The sequence below is a fragment of the Rhizobium johnstonii 3841 genome (genome assembly GCF_000009265.1).
Taxonomy (GTDB): domain Bacteria; phylum Pseudomonadota; class Alphaproteobacteria; order Rhizobiales; family Rhizobiaceae; genus Rhizobium; species Rhizobium acaciae.
Genome location: NC_008379.1, coordinates 86,964 through 108,110 on the forward strand (window position 1 = coordinate 86,964; position 21,147 = coordinate 108,110).

At 61.5% G+C, this 21,147-nt stretch carries 22 protein-coding genes; 14 read left to right on the forward strand and 8 right to left on the reverse strand.

The window, feature by feature from the left end; genetic code table 11:
- Positions 1-58: 58 nt before the first annotated feature.
- Entirely contained in the window at positions 59-1,072 is a 1,014-nt protein-coding gene (locus tag RL_RS26305; protein ID WP_011649617.1) for a sugar ABC transporter substrate-binding protein, read from the reverse strand.
- Between the two features lie 418 nt (positions 1,073-1,490).
- On the opposite strand from RL_RS26305, the gene RL_RS26310 reads away from it, so the two are divergent.
- The 5 genes from RL_RS26310 to RL_RS26330 all read left to right on the forward strand — a co-directional run bounded on the left by RL_RS26310 (position 1,491) and on the right by RL_RS26330 (position 5,563).
- Entirely contained in the window at positions 1,491-2,354 is an 864-nt protein-coding gene (locus tag RL_RS26310; RefSeq protein ID WP_026238785.1) for an AraC family transcriptional regulator, read from the forward strand.
- 107 nt (positions 2,355-2,461) lie between these two features.
- Complete coding sequence (locus RL_RS26315) at positions 2,462-2,899, forward strand: VOC family protein (RefSeq protein ID WP_011649619.1); 438 nt, start codon at positions 2,462-2,464, stop codon at positions 2,897-2,899.
- A gap of 53 nt (positions 2,900-2,952) precedes the next feature.
- Positions 2,953-3,999 carry an ABC transporter substrate-binding protein gene (locus RL_RS26320; protein WP_028743337.1) on the forward strand — a complete coding sequence of 349 codons (1,047 nt, stop codon included), beginning with the start codon at positions 2,953-2,955 and terminating at the stop codon, positions 3,997-3,999.
- A gap of 8 nt (positions 4,000-4,007) precedes the next feature.
- Positions 4,008-4,796 carry an ABC transporter ATP-binding protein gene (locus RL_RS26325; RefSeq protein WP_041936761.1) on the forward strand — a complete coding sequence of 263 codons (789 nt, stop codon included), beginning with the start codon at positions 4,008-4,010 and terminating at the stop codon, positions 4,794-4,796.
- Complete coding sequence (locus RL_RS26330; protein WP_011649622.1) at positions 4,793-5,563, forward strand: ABC transporter permease; 771 nt, start codon at positions 4,793-4,795, stop codon at positions 5,561-5,563. The genes RL_RS26325 and RL_RS26330 overlap by 4 nt, the downstream gene beginning before the upstream one ends.
- 133 nt (positions 5,564-5,696) lie before the next feature.
- Here the strand turns inward: RL_RS26330 and RL_RS26335 are convergent, their stop codons facing one another.
- Complete coding sequence (locus tag RL_RS26335) at positions 5,697-6,599, reverse strand: alanine--tRNA ligase-related protein (RefSeq protein ID WP_028743334.1); 903 nt, start codon at positions 6,597-6,599, stop codon at positions 5,697-5,699.
- Between the two features lie 124 nt (positions 6,600-6,723).
- Between RL_RS26335 and RL_RS26340 the strand changes: the two genes are divergently transcribed.
- Both RL_RS26340 and RL_RS26345 read left to right on the forward strand, forming a co-directional pair.
- Positions 6,724-7,155, forward strand: coding sequence for an antitoxin Xre-like helix-turn-helix domain-containing protein (locus RL_RS26340; protein WP_003552236.1), 432 nt, complete (start codon positions 6,724-6,726; stop codon positions 7,153-7,155).
- On the forward strand, positions 7,152-7,634 hold the full coding sequence (locus tag RL_RS26345; protein WP_011649624.1) for an RES family NAD+ phosphorylase: 483 nt from the start codon (positions 7,152-7,154) through the stop codon (positions 7,632-7,634). The genes RL_RS26340 and RL_RS26345 overlap by 4 nt, the downstream gene beginning before the upstream one ends.
- Positions 7,635-7,819: 185 nt before the next feature.
- Here the strand turns inward: RL_RS26345 and RL_RS26350 are convergent, their stop codons facing one another.
- The 6 genes from RL_RS26350 to RL_RS26375 all read right to left on the reverse strand — a co-directional run bounded on the left by RL_RS26350 (position 7,820) and on the right by RL_RS26375 (position 13,261).
- A complete protein-coding gene (locus RL_RS26350; RefSeq protein ID WP_011649625.1) occupies positions 7,820-8,227 on the reverse strand; it encodes a type II toxin-antitoxin system VapC family toxin in 408 nt (135 codons plus the stop codon).
- Positions 8,227-8,481 carry a type II toxin-antitoxin system Phd/YefM family antitoxin gene (locus RL_RS26355; RefSeq protein WP_011649626.1) on the reverse strand — a complete coding sequence of 85 codons (255 nt, stop codon included), beginning with the start codon at positions 8,479-8,481 and terminating at the stop codon, positions 8,227-8,229. The genes RL_RS26350 and RL_RS26355 overlap by 1 nt, the downstream gene beginning before the upstream one ends.
- A 167-nt stretch (positions 8,482-8,648) precedes the next feature.
- Complete coding sequence (pdxA, locus tag RL_RS26360; protein WP_011649627.1) at positions 8,649-9,635, reverse strand: 4-hydroxythreonine-4-phosphate dehydrogenase PdxA; 987 nt, start codon at positions 9,633-9,635, stop codon at positions 8,649-8,651.
- Between the two features lie 30 nt (positions 9,636-9,665).
- Positions 9,666-10,799: an iron-containing alcohol dehydrogenase gene (locus RL_RS26365; protein WP_011649628.1), complete on the reverse strand. Its 1,134-nt coding sequence runs from the start codon at positions 10,797-10,799 to the stop codon at positions 9,666-9,668.
- 357 nt (positions 10,800-11,156) lie between these two features.
- Entirely contained in the window at positions 11,157-12,344 is a 1,188-nt protein-coding gene (locus RL_RS26370; protein WP_011649629.1) for a sialidase family protein, read from the reverse strand.
- An 11-nt stretch (positions 12,345-12,355) separates the two neighbouring features.
- Positions 12,356-13,261: a dihydrodipicolinate synthase family protein gene (locus RL_RS26375; RefSeq protein WP_011649630.1), complete on the reverse strand. Its 906-nt coding sequence runs from the start codon at positions 13,259-13,261 to the stop codon at positions 12,356-12,358.
- A gap of 328 nt (positions 13,262-13,589) precedes the next feature.
- On the opposite strand from RL_RS26375, the gene RL_RS26380 reads away from it, so the two are divergent.
- The 7 genes from RL_RS26380 to RL_RS26410 all read left to right on the forward strand — a co-directional run bounded on the left by RL_RS26380 (position 13,590) and on the right by RL_RS26410 (position 21,111).
- Positions 13,590-15,224, forward strand: a complete 1,635-nt coding sequence (locus RL_RS26380) for an ABC transporter substrate-binding protein (protein WP_011649631.1) — start codon at positions 13,590-13,592, stop codon at positions 15,222-15,224.
- Positions 15,225-15,349: 125 nt separating this feature from the next.
- Positions 15,350-16,306, forward strand: a complete 957-nt coding sequence (locus tag RL_RS26385; RefSeq protein ID WP_028743331.1) for an ABC transporter permease — start codon at positions 15,350-15,352, stop codon at positions 16,304-16,306.
- A 2-nt stretch (positions 16,307-16,308) separates the two neighbouring features.
- Entirely contained in the window at positions 16,309-17,265 is a 957-nt protein-coding gene (locus tag RL_RS26390) for an ABC transporter permease (protein WP_011649633.1), read from the forward strand.
- The gene (locus tag RL_RS26395) at positions 17,262-18,269 is read left to right on the forward strand and encodes an ABC transporter ATP-binding protein (protein WP_011649634.1); all 1,008 of its coding nucleotides are present in this window, start codon (positions 17,262-17,264) and stop codon (positions 18,267-18,269) included. Before RL_RS26390 ends, RL_RS26395 begins: the two co-directional genes overlap by 4 nt.
- Positions 18,269-19,261, forward strand: a complete 993-nt coding sequence (locus RL_RS26400; RefSeq protein WP_028743330.1) for an ABC transporter ATP-binding protein — start codon at positions 18,269-18,271, stop codon at positions 19,259-19,261. The genes RL_RS26395 and RL_RS26400 overlap by 1 nt, the downstream gene beginning before the upstream one ends.
- Positions 19,258-20,322 carry a four-carbon acid sugar kinase family protein gene (locus tag RL_RS26405; protein WP_011649636.1) on the forward strand — a complete coding sequence of 355 codons (1,065 nt, stop codon included), beginning with the start codon at positions 19,258-19,260 and terminating at the stop codon, positions 20,320-20,322. Before RL_RS26400 ends, RL_RS26405 begins: the two co-directional genes overlap by 4 nt.
- A gap of 24 nt (positions 20,323-20,346) precedes the next feature.
- Positions 20,347-21,111 carry a FadR/GntR family transcriptional regulator gene (locus RL_RS26410; RefSeq protein ID WP_011649637.1) on the forward strand — a complete coding sequence of 255 codons (765 nt, stop codon included), beginning with the start codon at positions 20,347-20,349 and terminating at the stop codon, positions 21,109-21,111.
- Positions 21,112-21,147 lie beyond the last annotated feature (36 nt).

Sequence of the window (21,147 nt, forward strand, 5' to 3'; positions counted from 1 at the left end):
CTCTCCGGGCGGGCAGATTCCGAGCGATCCGACACGGCCGGATCGCTCTGGTTCAATGTCAGCCGATGCCGAGCTTCTTGGTGACTTCGCCGACATTGGTCTTGTTGGCGAGCAGTGCCGGAACATAGGTCTCGCGCGGCAGCGTCTGGCCGGCGAGCAGCTTGGCGACGTTGCGGATGGCGGTGCGGCCGATTTCTGCCGGCTGCTGGGCGACATCGGCGCCGGCCGGCGAATTCGGATCGGCGATGAGCTGCAGCACTTCCGGGCTGCCATCGACGCCGTAGGTGCGGATCTCGGTTCGCCCGGCGGCCGCCAAAGCCTGGGTCGCGCCAAGCTGCGGGATGTCCCAGGCTGACCAGATCGCCTTGATCGAACCCTTTTCCGGATATTTGTTGAGGATCGCCGTGATCTGCGTGAAGGCGTCCTGCACGGTATTCGGGATGACGTCGCGCAGTTCCGGCTGGAGGATTTTGACCTTCGGGAAATATTTGACGACATTGACCAGCTGGTCGTAGCGGATCGCGCAGGGGGTTACGCCGTAGAAGCCGTTGAAAACGACGATATTGCCTTCGCCGCCGATATCGGAGACGAGCTGCAGCGCCAGATCCTTGCCGATGCCCCAGTTATCGGAGGTGGTGTTGTTGATCGAATTGGTCGAACCGACGTCGACAGTCAGAACCGGGATTCCGGCATCGCGCGCCTTCTTCAGCCAGGGATCGATGACGCTGAGCGTGCCGAGGATTTGAACGATCGCATCCGGCTTCTGGGCAATCAGCGTCTGCAGCTGCGAGACCAGCCTGCCGTCATTGCGTCCAGCATCGACGGCGATCGGCTCGCCACCGAGGCGCTTTACCTCCTCGATCTGGGCATTATAGGCCTGCAGATCGAAGAAGTGATCGGTGCCGGTTGCGCTGATGGCGATGCGCTTGCCTTTCAGCGACAGTTCTTCGCCGGCGGCAAAAGCCAAATTCTGCCCGATGAGAGATGCACCGGCGACGGCGACCCCGGCCGCGGCAGACAGTTTCAGCAGATCTCGTCTTCCGAGACCGTTCTCGGACTTATCGATACTCATCGCAATTTCTCTCCAATTAATTATGTCTATAGATTAAATGGATTAATGCGGATGGATAGGAACGAATTTCCAAAAGAACGATCTCCGGGGGAAAGAGTGGACGGAACGAAAGCTCATCCCTGGCCGCGGTTTCCCGCGACCGGGAATGATTTCGGATCCTCGGCGGTTTTCAGAGCGGTCAGATGGGTCTGCAGCCACCGACCAAGAAGAACATACACTGCATAATTCTTGCCCATGCGACCAAATTTGCCGAGGGCGAACTCCTGCCAGGCCGCGGTGCCGTGTGGCGCTATAGTAGGCGTAAAATCATGATTTCATGGGCAGCATCGGGTTTTATGCTGCGACGTTGATATCTAGCGCGAAGCTTTGCTCCACTTGGCGCGCAACTTGCCTCTCTGCCGCCAGGGAGAATGAAACAATGCCCGATATCGACCCGCAGATTTTCTCAATAAGCCGGCCATCCCTCGGAGGCTACAAGGCCTTCGTTCAACGCGACATGATCGTCGAGACCTATCGCAGCGCCGCGGGGCAAATGGTTTCGAGGGGCTCCCTTCATAGAATTTCGATCAACCGCACCGCGCACGGCAAATATGCCTATCGGCTTGGAAGTGGGGCGTTCCGCAAAGTTGAGAGGCCGCCGTTCACCCTGGGATTTCAACCTGCCGCCACGGTCCTCGAAGTCGATGGCGATGCGGCGGATTATATCTCGATCTTCCAGTCCCCTGCGCTCTACAGCGGCATTGGCGGCTCTCGCTTCGATCCCGAGCATTGGGATAGTGACGCGCTCAGCGCGACGACTGATCCGACAACGCTGCAGGTCGCGCTCTCCCTCGCATTTGCCGCCGAGAAGACCGGGCGTGACGACCCTCTTTTGATGCAGCATCTGGGAATGGCGCTCGCCTGTTGCGTCGTAAAACTGCTGGGCGCCAAACCTGAAGCCGGCGATCGTCCGCTGACATCGGACAATCTCCGGCGTGTGATCGATTACATCGAGAACCTGCTTGGCAAATCCGATCTGAGTGTCGAGGAGTTGGCCGGGGTGGCCCATATGAGCCCCTTTCACTTCAGCCGGGAATTCAAACGGGCAGCCGGCATGGCGCCGCATCGCTTCGTTCTCGAACGCAGGATCGAGCGGGCGCGACTTTACCTCGCCGATGGCAAGGAGACGCTCGCAAACATCGCTTATGCCACAGGCTTTTCCAGCCAGGCGCATTTCTCCAGCGTCTTTCGCCGTCTAATGGGGGCGACCCCGAAGGAATACCAGCGTTCGGTCCGTCTTTGAACCGGCTTTTGCCGATGACAGATCAGCAGCTTTGCGAAAGACAACCGCACGAATTTGAAATCTCTTGAGGCTGCGGTCTGCGAGGCTTTTCCCATCAGGAGGCCCATATGACCGCTTTTGCCCAAACCAATCCGATTACCGACATTTGCTTCCTGGTCGAGGATATCGACAAAGCATCGGCTTTCTATGTCGAGCGTCTTGGCTTCAAACCTCGCCGCCGCGCTCCCGGCTTTGCCGATTTCAAAGGGGCGGGCGTGACGTTGGCGCTCTGGGAGATCGAGCATATCGCCGAGAATACCGGTGTCTCAAGCCGCCGTGCCCCTCCAGGTGCGCACAAGGCCTGCGCGGCCATCGAGCTCGCCTCGCCAGAGCAGGTCGATGCTGCCTATGCGGAGCTGAAAGCTGCGGGCGTGCTCTTCCACGCGCCGCCGCAGGACTATGTCTGGAACGCGCGATGCGTCTATTTCGCCGATCCTGACGACAATCTCTGGGAGATTTATGCGTGGTCCGCAGGCGGCCCGACCGGCGACATCGACCCGCAATAGCGAGCGCAATCGGCCGGTCGTACAACAATCCAACAAGGGGAAAGGCAAGCAAAATGAGCGGGGATGACAAACAAATCGTGGTCGGCAGGCGTACCGTCCTGAAGGGCGGAGCCTTTGCCCTTGCTGCAGCGACGGCAGGGCTCAGCGTGTTCGTGCCGCGTCACTCGAATGCCGCCGCATCCAAGGTCGTCATCAAATATGACTGGCTGATGAGCAACGGACAGATCGGCGATATCGTCGCAGTCAAGCGAGGCCTGTTCCAGGCCGAGGGTCTCGACGTCGAGTTTTCCCCTGGCGGTCCCAATTCGGCAACGGTGCCGCCCGTGATCACGGGTGATGCGCAGCTCGGCCAATTTTCGGATTCGGCACAGCTTCTTCTAGCCCGTTCATCCGGCGTGCCGATCAAGATCTTCGCCTGCGGTTTCCGCATGGCGCCTTTCGCCTTCTATTCGCTGCCCAAGGCGCCGATCCGCACCGTCAAGGATATGATCGGCAAGCGCATCGGCATCCAGCCGACGGCCCGTTATGTCCTTGATGCCATCCTGCTGAAGAACAATATCGATCCCTCGAGCCTGACCATCACCAATATCGGCTTCGACATGACGCCGCTGATGACCGGCCAGGTCGACGCCGTGACCGGATGGATCACCAACACGCAGGCCCTTTCCATCATCGGTCCCGACCGCATCGATCTGATGATGAAGGATACGGGCCTGCCCTCCTATGCCAACGTCTATTTCGCCACCGACGATGCCGTGAGCGGCCATGCCGAGACATTGGCAAAGGTGCTGCGCGCCGTCGCCAAAGGCTGGGCCTGGACGCATGAACATCCTGAAGAGGCGGTCAAACTGGCGGTGGAGGCCTATCCGCAGCTCGATCTTGCCGTGGAGCTGAAGACGGTGCCGCGTATATTGTCACTGAGCTTCGACGCGACGACAGGCAAGGACGGCTGGGGCAGCTTCGATCCGGCCGCGCTTGCCGAACAGATTTCCGTCTACGACAAGATCGGCCAGTTCAAGAGCGGCGCGCCGAAGCTGGAGGACTGCTATACGACCAAGATCCTGGAAATGACGGCGGGTGACCGTCCGAAGATTGCGTGAGAGCGGATTTGCCTGAAGCAGCGGCCATCGAAACCAAGGATCTGGCTGTCGGTTATGCCGGCGCTGTCGAGACGACCCGCATTCTGTCCGGCGTCGATCTCAGCGTCGGCAGGGGCGAGTTTCTGACCATTCTCGGTCCTTCCGGCTGCGGCAAGTCGACCTTGCTGCGCGCTGTTGCGGATCTTCTCCCGCCGCTTGAAGGACGGTTAGCGGTGCTCGGCAGGACAGCGTCGGAGGCGCGCCGGCGGCGCGAGGTCGCCTTCGTCTTCCAGGACGCGACGCTGCTGCCGTGGCGGACTGTGAGGGAGAATGTCGCGCTGCCGCTGCAGGTGGGGAAGAACAGCGTGTCGCGATCGGTCGATCCGCGGCCCGACCACTGGATCGAACTGGTCGGCCTGTCGCATCTGGCCGATCGCTATCCGCATCAATTGTCCGGGGGCCAGCGCCAACGCGTCGCCATAGCGCGCGCGCTTCAATGCGAGCCGGATATCCTGCTCATGGACGAGCCCTTCGGTGCGCTAGACGAGATCACCCGCGAACGACTGAACGACGAGCTTCTGGACGTCTGGCGCCGAACCGGCACGACCATCCTGTTCGTCACCCACAGCGTCGTCGAGGCGATCTATCTCGGCGGACGCGTGCTGGTCCTGGCGGCCAATCCGGGCCGCGTTCAGGCGCTGATCGACCTTGCACCGCTGAAAGACGAGCGTGGGCTCTGTCGGCGCGAGAGCCTCGATGTCCAGGAGACAGCTGCCCATCTGCGCCAATTGCTGCAGCAGGGGAGTTCGGCTGCATGATGCATCGTCCGTTATCCCTCGCCGAGACAATCGGCCTTCCTGTTATCGGCGCCCTTTCGCTGCTTCTCGCCTGGCAATGGCTGGTGCCGGCTCTCGGTATTCCGGCCTATATCGTTCCAACGCCGCTGGCGATCCTGCGCACGCTTGGCATCGAATGGCGCTTCCTTCTGTCGAATGCGATCCCGACATGGGGTGAGGCGGGCCTCGGCTTCCTCCTGGGCAACAGTCTCGCCGTGATCATGGCAATTGCCTTTGTCTATAATCCGCGCCTCCAGGCCGCCTATTTTCCCGTTGTCCTGCTCTTCAACACCATCCCGGTGCTGGCGCTTGCGCCGATCATCATCCTCATCTTCGGCCTCGGCATGCTGCCAAAGGTCATCATCGCCGCTCTCATCTGCTTCTTCCCAACCCTGGTGAATACCGCCCGGGGCCTCAATCTGGCGACTGCGAGCGAGCTTGACCTGATGCATGTGCTTTCGGCGAGCGGGTGGGAGACGTTCTGGCGCCTGCGCGCCCCAAGGTCCGCCCCCTTGCTCTTTGCGTCGCTACGCATTTCGGCAACCACCTGTGTGATCGGCGCGATCGTCGGGGAGTGGATCGGCTCTAACCAGGGGCTGGGCGCTGTCATCATCCAGTCGACATTCAACTATCAGGCGGAAAGGCTCTTTGCCGCCGTCGTGCTCGCCTCTTTCTCCGGCATCGTCTTTTTTGCCGTTGTTGCCCAGATCGAGCGGATTTTCCGTCGGCTGCAGCCGGGGCAAAGCTGAAAGCGTTCAATGCGGGCGACACATCTCCATGACGACCTCGTCGCCGGGACAAACAGGAGTTGGCCGAAACTCTGACGCTCTCCAGGATATGGCAAGGCCTCCCGCTGTTATCTGCGGAAGGCCGTGTCCGTTATCACTCCTCCATATTCTCACGGATGTCGGAGAGATCGATGCCATGGGTATCGAACCACCAGTTGGGACTCATCTCGGAATGGCGGTCACGCAGCCGCAGATATTTGGCGCGCAGCCGCTTCTGGCGTTCGACCTCTTCCGCGAAGAAGGGATGATCGAGCGTGCCGCCCATCTTGTGGATGCGACGGAGCAGTTTTCGCAAGACATATCCTTGCTCCTTGTTGCCCGGCCGGTAGCCGCTTTCCACGATTGTCATGACCGTCTCGCACAGCGTTCCGAGCGCATCGACTTGCGGCGTCCCGTTGACGATCATGTCGAGACGCTCGAGACCGAAGCCGACGTCGATGCAGGTTCCGAGCGGATTGACGATGTTTCCGATCTCGACCCCATCCTTATAGAACTCGGTGCAGTATCCGCTGATGCTGCCGTCGCTCCACATGCATTCCGGATCCGGCACAATGGGCACGCGCCCGCGATAGAGCGGCGTCCATTCCACCAGACGGTCGGGATGGATCGTCACATGATCCGGCACAAGTCCGAGCGTTCCCAGAAACTCGAGCCAGAAATCGATGGCGCTGCCGGCGGTCATTTCCCTAAACGAGAAAAGGCCGAGCATGGTGAAGTGGAGAAGGTGGGTTCCGTCGCCGATCTCGTCGAGGTCGCCCATGCGCAGGCAGGCCTGGCTGTTTGCGACTGTTCCACTATGGGGGGGATCGGAGAAGAGGGGCTTGTACTGCTGCATTCCGGCGCTGCAGAAGAGCGTGGTATCATCATGCGGCCGTACGGTTTCAATGCGTGTGAAATCGATGCCTTTGGAAAGGCAGAAGTCTTGGTATTGCTGGATCAGGCGTCCCGCGGTGACATAGGCAACCTCCTTTGCTGTTCGTGTGCCTTCGGGGAAGATAGCGATCTAGTGCGCCTGCGGCAATCCGCTGCTCGGCTGGCGAGGATCAAAAACCGGAACGGTGCACTTGATAACAGGCTCACTTGAGACTAAATATAGCCTCAAGTGAAAAGGAGCCGTTGCCATGATGGGATTTGCCGGTATCGCCGATGTTCTCGGGCTGCCCGCCAGGGAGCCAGTATCGCGTTCGGCCTTCGGCCTGCTCTCCAGCATCGAGGAAGGATTGCCGGTCAAGGCGCTTGACCGCATGGCGCTGCTTCTGGCGCCTGATGACGCCCAGTTCAAATACCGGCTGGTTCCGAAGGCCACCTATGAACGGCGCAAATCCAAGCATCGGCTCTCCTCGGATGAAGGCATAAAGCTTGCCCGTCTCGCGCGTGTCTGGGGGCAGGCGCTCGATGTCTGGCAGACCGAGATCGAGGCCCGCGATTTCCTGTTTCGGCCGCATGCAATGCTTGAGGACAGGAGGCCGATCGACGTGGTCATCCAGAGCGAGATCGGCGGCGAGCTCGTGCTCGATATTCTCGGAAGCCTGAAATACGGCAGCGCTGCGTGAGCGCACAGGTTCTTGATCGTACGCTGACATCCGTCCGCATCGGAGATCCCAGTGGAACCTATCCGATCTTCGACGCCACCGGCTCGACCATCGCGCCGGGGCGGTGGAACACATCGGGCAGCCCGATCATCTATACGAGCGAGCATTATTCGACGGCGCTGCTCGAAAAGCTCGTCCATGGCAGCGGAAGGCTGCCGCCCAACCAGCACTATGTCACGATCACCCTACCGCGTGGGCTAAGCTACGAGGTCTTCTCCGAGCCTGCGCTGCCCGGCTGGGACAGCATGCCGGCAAACGTCAGCAAGGCTTTCGGCGAGCGGTGGTGCCAGGAAAAGCGCAGCGCCATCCTACTGGTCCCAAGTGTCGTCGCCCGCGTCGACCGCAACATGCTGATAAACCCGGCCCACCCGGAATTCCGATTGATCACAGTAAGCCTCCACCAACCGGTCTTCTGGGATCGCCGTTTGTTCGGCATGTGACGGGTTGGCGGTGCAATCAACGTTTCCGCAGAGCAGATCAAAACGCCGGACAGATGAGGCTTGGTCAGCAGACCATGATGCTGCCACCAAACGCACCGACAAGGGCTCTCGGCCCGACGTAGCCAAGGCGTCTATCCAACTGCACAGGAGGCCACTTTAAACGAGGGGGTGGCTGCCTCGGCTGCTCACGCGCCCGTCTCCCATGGATTTATCACCGCTGCGCCGGTGTCGTTGAAATCGCCGACATTGCGAGTGACGACAATCAGATCATGGACGATTGCGGTTGCGGCGATCAGCCCGTCGATATCGCCACGCGGCCGGATGGCGGCGATGCGGCCCCATTCGACGGCGATCTCGTCGGTCACCGGCAGGATCCTGTCGCCATGATCATAACGCAGCTTGCGCAGCCACTCGGTGAGATGCGCCGCGGTCTTCGGATCCGTCTTCTGTTTGAGGGCAATGCCGCGCATGATCTCGCCAAGCGTCAGCGCGCTCAGGTGGATGGTGAGCGGATCGACGGAGCGCAGCCAGGAAACCGCCTGCGGCGTACCGCGTCGCGCCTCCGAGACGATGTTGGTGTCGACCAGATACATCAGAAGGCAACGTCGCGGCTTGGCGTCTTGTTGCGTGCTTCGACCGCATCGGCGAACTCATCGTCCCAGGCGGGGCCGCCGAGCAGGTCGTCGACAAGCGTCGGCCTGCCGGCGCGCAGGGCGTCGTAGTCGCGAGCGGACAGAACGACGGCCGTGCGCTCACCGCGCACAGTCACCACCTGCGGGCCTTCTTGTCGGGCCTTCTGCACGACCTTCGAAAATTGGTTCTTGGCGTCCTGCAGTTGCCATTCCATCGATTCTGCTCCTGGCTAGACTGTCTAGCTATATGCGCGGAATGCTGGTGCGTCAATGGCGGGACGTTCCTGAACGACAGAGTCCGGCTCTGCTATTAGGTGTCATAACGAAGTTCGACATCGTTGTGTCGGCGATCGGCGCCAGTCGGCCCTTCTGGAAGCCGCGATCACACCTCTCGCCGCGGCGAGCGAGCCATCAGCCGGGCATAGGCGATGGCCGAGAGCATGTTGACGTGGTTGGCCCTGCCGGTGCCGGCAATGTCGAAGGCGGTGCCGTGATCGACCGAAACGCGGTCGATCGGCAGGCCGAGCGAGACGTTGACCGCCGTGTCGAAGGCGACGAGCTTGATCGGGATATGGCCCTGGTCGTGATACTGGGCGATGACGAGATCGAAAGCGCCATTATAGGCGCGGGCAAACACCGTATCGGCCGAGATCGGGCCGACGACGTCGATGCCCTTTGCCCGCGCCTGCTCGACGGCGGGCGCCAGGAATTCCGTGTCCTCGGTGCCGAACAAGCCGTTTTCGCCGCAATGGGGATTGAGGCCGGCGACGGCGATGCGCGCTGTTTTGCCGAGCCGCAGGAAGTGCCTGTGGCCGGCTTCGATTGTCGCCAGCACCCGCTCGGTCTTGGCGCGCTCGATCGCACCCTTCAGCGAGATATGGGTGGAGACGTGGATGGTGTTCAGCCGCTCGGAGGCAAGCAGCATGAAGGAGCTCTTCGAGCCGGTGAGATGCGCGAGCAGCCCGGTGTGACCGTCATGGTGATGGCCGGCGAGGTTCATCGCTTCCTTGTTGATCGGCGCTGTGACGATGACATCGGCTTGACCTGACATGGCGAGATCGACGGCGCGGGTGATATAGCGCACCGAGGCATCGCCGGCGATGGGGCTGACCCTGCCGATTTCGGGTAGAGCCGCGCCGAGCGCGACTTCGTCGACGGCGATCCTGTCGTCACCGGGTGCATCGGCAGGCCCGAACCGCAGTCCGGTGCCGGTGACGCGGTCGGCGCGCTCCAGCGCTTCGACATTGCCGACAATGACGAAATCGCGGCGCTCCTCCCTCGGAAGGGCTGCGAGCGCCTTGACGATCACCTCGGGGCCGACGCCGGCCGGATCGCCGAGCGTTACCGCGACTTTCGCATTCCTGTCCATCGATCGAATTCCTTCTGAAAACTTTGTGGCTTAAAAAGCGACCGCATAAATCGAGCGAATGTCGGCGCGTGAGAGATCGCGCGGATTGTTATCGAGCAGACGGCGAATGGCAAAGGCGTCGTCGGCCATGGCGTCGAGATCACTTTCCGGCACGCCGAGGCCGGAAAGTTTCATCTCGATGCCGAGTTCGGCGCAGAAAGCATAAGCCGCATCGAAGACGGATGTGACGTTTCCGGAGGTTTCACGCCCAAGCGCTTCCATCACCGCCTTGGTTTTCTCAGGAGCGGAAGGTGTATTGAAGGCGAGAACATGCGGAAAAATCAGCGCATTTGCCGCGCCATGGGCCACATGCCAGCGCGTGCCGAGGGGATAGGCAAGCGCATGGCCGCCGGCGGTGTTGACCGGGCCGAGGCAGAAGCCGCCGTAAAGCGAGGCGAGCGAGAGGCCGGCGCGCGCTTCGGCGTCATTGCCGTCCCTGACAGCGCGGGCGAGATATTTGCCGACGAGGCGGGTTCCCTCGATCGCATAGATGTCGACCATCGGATGGGCCTTGCGGTTGGTGAAGGCCTCGACGCAATGGGCCATGGCATCGACGCCGGTGGCAGCCGTCGTGCGGGCCGGCACGCTAAAGGTCAGGGCCGGATCGATGACGGCGATGTCGGCGAGCATATGCAGGCTTTCCACGGCAAGCTTTGCCATCGTCGCCGGATCGGTGACGAGCGCACGGATGCCGGCCTCGCTGCCGGTGCCCGATGTTGTCGGCACCTGGGCGAGCGCCACCTTGCGCGGCCCGTGCACCTTGTTCGGACCGACGACCGCGTGCAGCGTCTGGGCGGAGCCGGCAAGCACGGCGGCAAGTTTTGCCAGATCCATGGCGCTGCCGCCGCCGAAGCCGACAATCAGCTCGGCATCGGCGCGATTTGCCGCCGCCAGGACCTTTTCGAGATTGGCCGTATCCGGCTCAGGCGTCACTTCCGCAAAGACGGATACCTCGCCCTTCAGCTCTAGCACGTCGATGCGCGAGGCGTTGAAAGCATCGGAGATGACGAGCGTGCGCCGATAGCCCTTTTCGGCGGCCCATTTGCCGAGCTTTCCCGCCGTACCGACCCCGAATTCGATCAGATGCGGCCGAACTATCGTGATCGGCGAATCCAAGCTGGCCATGAACCGGTCCTCCCTGCAAGATCTTGCGGCACCATCGTTGCCCTCTTTAATGTAAAGTTGTAAGATCAATGTCAAGCCGGCATTCCAGCGAGCGGAATTTTTTATCATCTGATGTGCGCTCGGTCGCGCTGGAAGGCGGCGTTGCCGTGCTAATATCGATATTAATATCAGTGTGTTAGGAAATTTTGATAACGAAACGGCATGTCGGACACAGCTGGCCATCATCTTTGCGGCCGCGCGGTGAATAAGCCAACCCTGTTGTCAAATTTTTCGTCAGTCAACACATAGCCGTTGTCATCCTGCGCCTTTTCGCATGCGAGCGGATGCAGGATGACAATTTTCCGACTGCCGCTTTGTTTACGGCAGCAATTGCGGGGCGAGGCGCACATACTTGATGGCGCGACGGTAGTAGGTGTAGGCGATATGGAGCGTGCCATCGCCGCCCTGAACGATCGAGGGATAGGAGAATTCGCGGTTCAGCGAATCCTTCGAATTGTTGCTGAGGCAGAAGCCGTCGCCGGTATCGAGATCGATGCGATGCGGAAAGCTCTTGCCGCCATCCCTCGATATCGCCAGGCTCAGCGGCGCACGCGGAACACCCCAGACGGCCTTGCGTGCGCTGCTATCGGCAATGACGGCGGTCTCTTCAGCCTCGCCACCCTCGATTTCGTCATAGAGAGATTGGCGCCGTGCATCCGACATGGCGGCATTCGAATGGTTGTAAACCATTGCGATTGCTCCATCATTCAGGATCGTGGCCTGGATCGAGGAGTTGTTGTTGGGCAATTCGGCGGGCTCGGGCGCGCTCCATGTCTCGCCGCCGTCGGATGATCGGCTGGACAGGATGTTTTCGGCGAAACGGTTGCGGTAGAAGGCGATCATCTCGTCGCCGCCAAGCGGCAGGATGTTCATGTGCACCGCGCCGATACTGTCTGGAATATCACGCATCTGCCAGCTCGCGCCGCCATCACGCGACACCAGCACGGCAGCCGTATCGGCATCGCCGCTCCAGCGTTGGCCGTTCAGGCCGACGCAGCGGAAGACCGGAAGCAGCCAGTCGCCCCTGCCGTTGACGACGATCTGCTGGCGAACGAAGGTGCCGGGACTGTCGCAGAGGATTTGGACCGGGCCGAAGGTCTGGCCGCCATCACCTGAAATTCTGCATTTGACAACAGAACCGTCCTGATTTCCGGAAGTCTGCGAGGTATAGAGCAGCCATACTTTTCCGTCTGGAGCCTTGAAAATCAACGGGTTCTGTTCGGATTTCTCCGGGTCGTCGCTCATCTTTTCCGGCACGGACCAGCGATCGGAGCCAGGTGTCAGCCGCGACATGTAAATCGAAATATCACCCATGCCCTCCATCGTGCCGCCGAACCAGACGCAGGTCAGCGTGCCGTCGGGCAGAAAGGCGAGGTTTGCGGCATGGTTCTGGATGCAGGGGGAGGGCAGATAGGCATCCGCACGACCCTCGAGGGCGGGGTGAGGGGTGATGGCCCCGGTCATCAGGGCCGGAACGGCTTCCGGAGGCAGGCCGGTAAAACTCATGACGGATCTCCTCAAGGCAGCTTGGCGTAGCTTTCGGCGAGTGCGGCATAGTCGGCATCGCCGAGCGGCATCAGCGGCGCACGTGTGCGCTTCCAGGCGGGATTGCCGGTCTTCAGTCCCACCATCGCCTTGATTGTGGGTATCTGGACATAGGAATTGGAAAGCGTGCGATAGGCGTTGATGCGGGCCTGCGCCGCCTCGACATCGGCGGCGCGCGCCTCGTCATGGACATGGTCGTAGACTGCGCGCAGCGAATTCGCCACGAGATTGGAGGTGGCGGTGATGCAGCCGGCGCCGCCCGCCTTCAGCAGCGGCAACAACAGCGGATCGGCGCCTGCGAGCACCGAGAAGCCGGGATAGGCGGCGATGATCGCCTGCATGTTGTTGAAATCGCCGGCGGATTCCTTGATGCCGACGACCGTTTCCGGGAAGGCCGCAATCAGCCGCCCGATCAGCGGAATGGATAGCGGAACGCCTGAGACCTGCGGAATATGATAGAGGATGACCTGCAAGCGGGTGTCGGCGACCTTCTCCAGCACCTGCGAATAGGCGGCGAAGAGACCATCGTCGGAGACGCCTTTGTAGTAGAAAGGCGGCAGCATCACCACCTTGGTGACGCCAAGCGACAGTGCGTGCCGGGTGAGTTCCACAGTCTCGGGAATGGCGACGACGCCGGTGCCCGGCAAAAGCCTGTCGGCGGGAATGCCGGCCTTCAGGGCTGCTTCCAGAATGGCACGGCGCTCGGCGCCGGAAAAGGAATTGGCCTCGCCCGTGGTGCCGAGCAGCGCCACGCCATGGCATCCCTCGGCCAGCAGCTGCCGGCAATGATCGGTGAAAAGGGCGAAATCCGGCCTGTTGTCTGCCGTCAGCGGCGTTGCGGAGGCGCTGAAAACGCCTGTAATCCTGTGATGGCTCATTCCGCCCTCCTCGGCGCGTCCTGTCTTGCCGATCCGTATTCGAACCGGGGCGCTGCGCATTGCAATTTGTCATCCGTCTGTCGCGATGGAGTGCAAAGAACTTTTATATTGCCGCGCTTTTGTCAAGAAGACAAAATGCCGTGACGTCGCCTCGAAAAGTTATCTATTTGTTATAACTTATATATTTTCAGCAGAAAATTTTGTTCGAATGGAAATTGCGATTTTTTGTTGACATATTTACAATAACGAGAGAACGATACGGAACGGATTGTGCTGCGCCTGGCAGGTGCAGGGAGAGCGCTGCCGAATTCACTCTGGGAGGAATGCCATGTCTGATCAATCGGATAAAACCAATATATCACGTCGTAACGCGCTGAAGCTCGGCCTTGCAGCCGGCGTCGGCCTCACCGTGTTCGGGATGAATGCCCGCATTGTGATGGCCGATGAAGGCCAAGTCCTGAAGGTCGCAAATCCGGCCTTCGACCAGGACTGGTCGCCGCTGCGCGGCGGCGGCAGGACGTTCCGCTGGAATTCGATCTGGTGGGCATCGCCGATGTATTTCGACAGCCAAGGCAATATCAAGCCCTACGTCTTCACCAGCTGGGAATCGGCAGACAACACAGTCTGGACCTTCAAGATCGACCCGAAGGCGGTCTTTTCCGACGGCAGCAAGATCACCTCGGCGGATGTCAAGGGATCATGGGAAGTCTCCTCGATGCCGAACACCAAGAACCAGCGCGCCGACCAGGTGCTGAGCAGGGTCAAGGGTTATGCCGAAATCGCCGCCGGCTCCGGCAACGAGTTGACCGGTGTCGCGACACCCGACGAGGGAACGGTCGTCGTGACGCTGGCTGCCGCAGACCCGATCTTCTTCATGCGCCTGGCAAACCACATCGCGCCGATCACCAAGGCATCGCAGTCGCGCGGCAGCGACGGTGAGGAGATCATCGATTGGTATAAGCCCGAGAGCAAGCCGGTCTTCTCCGGTCCGTTCAAACTGACGAGCATTGACATCGACGCCGGCAAACTCTCTTTCGAGCCGAATGAGAAGTTCTTCGGGCCGAAGCCGAAGCTTGCCCGTATCGACATCACCTCGATCGAGGACAATGTCACCGCGACGTCGCTGATCAAGTCGGGCGAGTTCAACGCCCATACCGAGCTGATCACCTCGACTATCATCCAGGATCTCGGCCCGGAATTTTCCGCCGGCCCGCTGATCCCGACCAGCCAGCACTTCTGGTTCAACATCTCTCGTGCGCCGATGGACGATCCCAAGGTTCGTCAGGCACTGATCATGGCCGTCGATCGCGATGGCCTGTTCAAGGCGTCCTATCCCGACGGGCCGCATAAGAAGGCGGACCAGATCCTCAATGCAGTCCCGGGTGCGGAGAATTCCGGCTTCGAGCCCTATCCCTATGATCCGGAGGCTGCCAAGAAGCTGCTTGCGGAATCGACCTACGGCGGTCCGGAGCGCCTGCCGAAGATCCTGTTCGTCGGTATCTCGGGGCCGGCCATTCAGGCTGCTGCCCAGTTCATTGCCGAGCAGTGGCGCCAGAATCTCGGCATCACTGCCGTCGACATGAAGCCGCAGCAGGATTCCTATGCGGGTCCGGATCAGAACTCGGTCCAGATCTTCCGCGACGACGTCGGCACCCGCGTGCCGGATGCCGTCTCCTATCTGGCAGGCAGCATCGCCTCGACCTCGTCGAACGCGCAGAACAAGCTCGGCGGCTACAAGAACGACAAGGTCGACAGTGCCCTTGCCGAGGCCACGACCAAGGCTGCGGATGATCCGCAGCGCATCGCTCTCGCACAGGAAGCCCAGAAGGCGTTCCGCGAGGATTGGGCTTTCATTCCATGGTATTCTCAGGCGATGTCGCGCTGGGCCACCAAGGAGGTCAAGGGCCTTGAAAAGAACCTTGACTGGCAGGTCGTCGAACCCTGGAACATTTCCATCGGGTGATCCGGAACAATAGTTCCTGGCAATAAACGCGCGAAGGCCGCAAGGTCTTCGCGCAAGTTTCAAGAAGAAGAGATGCGATCGCAGCCAAAAGCGGGAACGCATCGAACAACAGGTGGGAGGTGGCCTTGCTGCGCTACGTGCTAACCCGATTTGCCATCTGGATTCCGTCCGTTCTGGTGGTGATGCTGGCGGTCTACGCGCTGGCCTTCTATGGTGCCGGCGATCCGATCAAGCTGATCTTCCTGCGCGCGCCAGGCGACGTCGCCTATAATCCGCAGCGTATCGAAGCCATTCGCGAAAGTGCCGGCCTCAACAAACCCTTCCTCGTCCAGTTCGGCCTTTACATCTGGAACCTGCTGCATGGCCAGTTCGGCAATTCGCTAACATCGGGCCGCTCCGTCTGGGCGATGGTCTCGGCCGCCGCACCCGTCTCCTTCCAGCTTGCCCTCTGTTCCATCATCCTGACTGCCGTCGTCGCGATCCCGCTCGGCATGATCGCCGCGCTCAACCAGAATTCTCGCATCGACTATGCCATTCTGGGCTCCGCACTCTTCCTCTGGGCGATCCCGGCCTATGTCGCCGGTCCGCTGCTGATGGTCGGCCTCATCGTGCTGCTGCCGGGTGCGAGCGTGCCCTATGGCTGGGGCGGCATCCTCGATGTCCGCATCCTGCTGCCGCTGCTCGTCCTTTCCTTCCAGCCGATCGCGTTGATCGTGCGCCAGACGCGCGCCGCCGTCATCGAGGTCCTTTCGGAGGATTTCGTCCGCACCGCCCGCGCCAAGGGCGTGCCCGAGATCATCGTGGCGCTGCGCCATATCCTGCGGCCGGTGCTGACGCCCGTCGTCACGCAGCTCGGCCTGATCATGATCACCATCGTCAACGGCGCGATCTTCGTCGAACTGGTCTTCGGCCTGCCGGGCCTCGGCCGGCTGACAGTGCAGGCGCTGATCAATTCCGATTATCCCGTCATTCTGGCGATCACGCTGATCGGGTCGTTTCTGGTGATGGTGTCGAACCTCCTGGTCGATGTGCTCTATCCGCTGCTCGACCCGCGCGCCAATGATTCAAGAAGGAGCCGCTGACCATGTCCGCCATCCCTCTTTCCACCACCGAAACCGTCGAAGAGCCGGTCAGCCTGTGGCGCGATGCCTGGTATCGGCTGAAGCGCAACAGGCTCGCCATCTTCGGCCTCGTTATCGTCCTGATCCTCGCCTTCACGGCCATCTTCGGGCCTTATCTCACGCCTTATGACTATTTGAGCCAGGACCTCAACGCCCGCAACGTCCTGCCGTCGATGAGCCACCTCTTCGGAACCGACGATCTCGGCCGCGACGTCTTCAGCCGCGTGGTCTTCGGCACCCGCACCGCTTTCCTCGTCGCCATCATCGTCACCGTCTTCGCGGTGCTGATCGGCCTCGTGCTCGGGGCCGTCGCCGGGTTCTTCGGCAATCCGTTCGATCGCGCCATCATGTGGCTGACCGACGTGACGATGTCGGTTCCCAACCTGCTGCTCGTTGTCGTCATCAACGCCTCGCTGAAATCGCCGATCAGCAAATGGATGGAGGCGCGTTACCTCGCGACCCTCAATCCCTTCTACCGCGAAACCATGTGGGTGGATTTCATCCTCGTCTTCGGCTCGATGGCGCTGATCTCCTGGCCGCCTTACGCCCGTCTCGTCCGCGCCCAGGTGCTGTCGATCCGCAGCCGGCCCTATATCACAGCGGCCCAAGCGCTCGGCCTGTCGAACTGGATCATCATCAAGCGCTATGTCATTCCGAATGCGCTAGGCCCCCTGATCGTCTCGGTCAGCGCCGGTCTCGGCACGGCGATGGTGCTGGAAAGCGCCTTCAGCTTCCTGGGCGTCGGGGTCAATCCGCCAACGCCGAGCTGGGGCAACATGATCTCCGACGGCCTGCGCGTCTGGCAGCATTATCCCCACCTTCTCGCCGCTCCGGCGGCCGTGCTCGGCCTTGCCTCGGTTGCCTTCAGCTTCCTTGGCGACGGCCTCAACGACGCGCTCAATCCGCGGGGCAGCAAATGATGGATACGAAAAACACCGACCGCCTCCTCGATGTCAGGGGCCTCACCGTCGAGATCGACGGCCGCAACGGCCCGGCCGTGGTCGTCGACGGCATCGATCTGCATGTCAACAAGGGTGAGACGCTTGGCGTCGTCGGCGAATCCGGCTGCGGCAAGAGCCTGACCATGCTAAGCCTGATGCGGCTCCTGCCGAACAAGATCAAGGTCACCAGGGGATCGGCGACATTCGACGGCCGCGACCTGCAGACGATGTCGAATCGCGAGCTGCGCAAGGTGCGCGGCGGCGATATCGGCTTCGTCTTCCAGGATCCGATGACTTCGCTCAATCCGGTCATGCGCGTCGGCGACCAGATCTGCGAGCCGCTGATCTATCACCGCAAGATGCGCAAGGCCGAAGCTCGCACCCGCGCCGTCGAACTCTTGCGTCTCGTCGGCATTCCCGGTCCGGAAGAACGACTGCAGGCCTATCCGCATGAGCTTTCCGGCGGCATGCGCCAGCGCGTGATGATCGCGATCGGTCTTGCCTGCAATCCGAAGCTCCTGATCGCCGATGAGCCGACGACGGCGCTCGACGTCACCATCCAGGCCCAGATCGTCGATCTGGTGAAGGATCTCAGGACCAAGCTCGGCATGTCGGTCGTCTGGATCACCCATGACCTGGCGCTGATCGCTGGCCTCGTCGATCGCGTCGCCGTGCTTTATGCCGGCACGGTGGTCGAGGATGCGCCGGTCGACGAGCTCTATGCCCGCCCGAGCCATCCCTATACGCGCGGCCTGCTGTCATCGATCCCGAAGCTCTCGGACCCGCCGGCAAGCCGGCTGAGCTCGATCGGCGGCACGCCGCCGGAGCCTGGCCGCCGACCGAAGGGCTGCCCGTTTGCGCCGCGCTGCCCGCTTGCCGAAACCATCTGCCACGAGAAGGTGCCGCAGCTCGAACCGTTGAGCGGCAGCGCCAATCACCGCGCCGCCTGTTTCGTCGTCCAGAGAATGCAGGAAGCCGCATGATGGGTGCTCAACCGCTGCTCAAGATCGAAAACCTGGTCAAGCATTTCCACGTCAGGCTCGGCGCCTTCGGCGAACGCTCGGCAACCGTCTATGCACTCGACAATGTCAATCTCGACATCATGGAAGGCGAGACGCTGAGCTTGGTCGGCGAATCCGGCTGCGGCAAGTCGACGACCGGTTTCACCATCCTCAACCTCTACAAGGCGACCAGCGGCAAGGTCGTCTACAAGGGCCAGGATCTCGCGACGCTCGACGAGAAGCAGATGCGGCCGTTTCGCCGCGACCTGCAGATCGTCTTCCAGGATCCCTATTCAACGCTCAATCCGCGCATGACGGTGGGCGAGGCGATCGGCGAGCCGATCCTCTTCCACAAGCTCTGCACCAAGGCCGAGCTGAAGGACAGGGTGGCGACGCTGCTCACCGATGTCGGCCTGCCGACGCGGTTTGCCCAGCGCTACCCGCACGAACTTTCCGGCGGCCAGCGCCAGCGTGTCGTCATTGCCCGCGCGCTCGCCTGCCAGCCGAAATTCATCGTCTGCGACGAGGCGATTTCGGCGCTCGACGTGTCGATCCAGGCACAGATCATCAACTTGCTGCTCGATCTGCAGGAGAAATACGGGCTGACCTATCTGTTCATCGCCCATGATCTCGCGGTCGTGCGCCATATCAGCACCCGCGTCGGCGTCATGTATCTCGGGCGGCTGGCCGAACTTGCCACCCGCGAGGAACTCTTCGACAATCCGCTGCATCCCTATACCCGGGCGCTGCTGTCGGCCGTACCGGAGACCGATCCCGCGCATGAACGCACCCGTCAGCGCCAGATCCTGCAGGGTGACGTGCCGAGCCCGCTGAACCCGCCGTCGGGCTGCCGTTTCCACACGCGCTGCCCAATCGCCATGGATGTCTGCAGCAAGGTCATTCCCGCGTGGAAGGAGGCGAAGCCCGGCCATCTCGTCGCCTGTCACGCCGTCAACACCGGACAGACCGCATGACGCTGAAGGCCGTTATCGTCGCCGATGATCTGACGGGCGCGCTCGATACCGGAACGCCCTTCGTCGAAGCCGGCCTTTCGGTTGCGGTCGCTGTCGATGTCGAGGCCGCAGAGGATGCGATCGCCACCGGCTGTGACGTCGTCGTCATCAACACTGCTTCGCGTGCGCTTGGCGAGCGCGAAGCTGCCGAAAGGGTGCGTTTGGCGACCGAGGCGCTTCGTGGCGTGAAGCCCGCAGTCGTGATGAAGAAGATCGACTCCCGGCTGAAGGGCAATGTTGCGGCGGAAAGCCTGGCGCTGGCCGATGCGCTCGGCCTGGAGACTATCCTGGTGGCGCCCGCTATTCCCGATCAGGAGCGTGTGACCTATAGAGGCTGTGTTGTCGGCCGCGGCGTCGACAAGCCACTGCCGATCGCCGATCTGTTCGAGGGCCGTGCGGGCAATGTTGCTGTTGCCGATGCAAAGGACGATAGTGATCTCGACCAGATCGTTACCGATCATGACTGGGGCCAGACGCTTGCGGTCGGCGCACGGGGTCTGGGTGCTGCTCTTGCCCGCCAGCTCGGCGAAACGGGGCGGCAGCCGGTGCCGGAATTTGCAGCGACCCGGCGCACCCTGTTCGCCTTTGGCTCGCGCGATCCGATTACCGCTACCCAGATGAACCAGCTCGAAGCCTCGGGCGTTCTGCGCACGGTGATGGACGCGCCGATCGGAGAAATCGAAGGCGGGGAGGGCATGGCGTTGCCGGCGCTGCTGCGTTGCACCGGCGATATGGCGGCCGATGCGGCATTGGTCGCCCGCCGTTTTGCGGCAGGCGTCAGATCGGTCATCGACGATACGAAGCCTGACATGCTGATGGTCGGCGGGGGCGATACGGCGCTTGCCGTTTTCCAGGCGCTGGAGGTCAGAGTGCTGGCGCCGAAGGGCGAAATCGAAGCTGGCGTGCCGTGGTTCGATGTCACGGCAGCCGACGGGCGGCATTTTCGGTGCGCGGTGAAGTCGGGGGGCTTCGGCAATCCCGATAGTTTGCTAAGACTGGTCCTTTGGAATCGGGCGGCATAGTAAGATACCGCCGGGGAGAATGACGTGGCTGAAGTGAATGGCGAATCTTTGAACGCGGAAGCCGGCCCGCCGGGCAAGCCAGAACGCGGCAAGGGCGTCAAGCTGGTCGATCGCGTCTTCGACCAGTTGCTCGAGCGTATCCGCGGCGGAAACTATCCGCCGGATTCACGCCTTCCCGGCGAACATGAGCTTGCCTCGATGCTGGGTGTGTCGCGGCCGATCGTCCGCGATGCGCTTGCGCGCCTGCGCGATCAGGGCATGGTCTATGCCCGGCAGGGCGCCGGCACCTTCGTCAGTGCGCATGGATCGCCGACGACGCAGCTTGCCTATTCGCCGGTCAAGACGATCGCCGACATTCAACGTTGCTATGAGTTCCGCCTGACGATCGAGCCGGCGGCGGCCTATTTCGCCGCCAAACGTCGCAATGAATCGGCCATTCAGAAGATCGCCAGCGCGCTTGCAGATCTGCGTGAGGCGACCAGCCACCAGCTTCATCGCACCGACGCCGATTTCCTCTTCCACCGCGCGGTGACGGAGGCTGCCAACAATCATTATTACACGGCCTCGATCGATGCGCTGAAGGCTCATATCGCCGTCGGCATGCATCTCCACGGCCTCTCTTTGCTCGGCCCTCGCCAAGGGTTGGAACAGGTCTATGAAGAGCATAACGCCATCTACAAGGCGATCGCCGATGGCCGGCCGGACGATGCGCAGAGACTGATGAAGGCGCATCTTGAAGGCTCGCGGGACCGTCTGTTCGAAGGCAGGGTGCTCGACCTATCCTTCTGACGCGCGTTCCCAAGCGGTGATCAGCTCAAAAATGGT

Bases quoted from the DNA above. Each gene is read 5' to 3' on its own strand.
- RL_RS26305 (WP_011649617.1), bottom strand. From the start codon at position 1,072: ATGAGTATCGATAAGTCCGAGAACGGTCTCGGAAGACGAGATCTGCTG.
- RL_RS26310 (WP_026238785.1), top strand. From the start codon at position 1,491: ATGCCCGATATCGACCCGCAGATTTTCTCAATAAGCCGGCCATCCCTC.
- RL_RS26315 (WP_011649619.1), top strand. From the start codon at position 2,462: ATGACCGCTTTTGCCCAAACCAATCCGATTACCGACATTTGCTTCCTG.
- RL_RS26320 (WP_028743337.1), top strand. From the start codon at position 2,953: ATGAGCGGGGATGACAAACAAATCGTGGTCGGCAGGCGTACCGTCCTG.
- RL_RS26330 (WP_011649622.1), top strand. From the start codon at position 4,793: ATGATGCATCGTCCGTTATCCCTCGCCGAGACAATCGGCCTTCCTGTT.
- RL_RS26340 (WP_003552236.1), top strand. From the start codon at position 6,724: ATGATGGGATTTGCCGGTATCGCCGATGTTCTCGGGCTGCCCGCCAGG.
- RL_RS26350 (WP_011649625.1), bottom strand. From the start codon at position 8,227: ATGTATCTGGTCGACACCAACATCGTCTCGGAGGCGCGACGCGGTACG.
- RL_RS26355 (WP_011649626.1), bottom strand. From the start codon at position 8,481: ATGGAATGGCAACTGCAGGACGCCAAGAACCAATTTTCGAAGGTCGTG.
- pdxA (WP_011649627.1), bottom strand. From the start codon at position 9,635: ATGGACAGGAATGCGAAAGTCGCGGTAACGCTCGGCGATCCGGCCGGC.
- RL_RS26365 (WP_011649628.1), bottom strand. From the start codon at position 10,799: ATGGCCAGCTTGGATTCGCCGATCACGATAGTTCGGCCGCATCTGATC.
- RL_RS26370 (WP_011649629.1), bottom strand. From the start codon at position 12,344: ATGAGTTTTACCGGCCTGCCTCCGGAAGCCGTTCCGGCCCTGATGACC.
- RL_RS26375 (WP_011649630.1), bottom strand. From the start codon at position 13,261: ATGAGCCATCACAGGATTACAGGCGTTTTCAGCGCCTCCGCAACGCCG.
- RL_RS26380 (WP_011649631.1), top strand. From the start codon at position 13,590: ATGTCTGATCAATCGGATAAAACCAATATATCACGTCGTAACGCGCTG.
- RL_RS26390 (WP_011649633.1), top strand. From the start codon at position 16,309: ATGTCCGCCATCCCTCTTTCCACCACCGAAACCGTCGAAGAGCCGGTC.
- RL_RS26395 (WP_011649634.1), top strand. From the start codon at position 17,262: ATGATGGATACGAAAAACACCGACCGCCTCCTCGATGTCAGGGGCCTC.
- RL_RS26400 (WP_028743330.1), top strand. From the start codon at position 18,269: ATGGGTGCTCAACCGCTGCTCAAGATCGAAAACCTGGTCAAGCATTTC.
- RL_RS26405 (WP_011649636.1), top strand. From the start codon at position 19,258: ATGACGCTGAAGGCCGTTATCGTCGCCGATGATCTGACGGGCGCGCTC.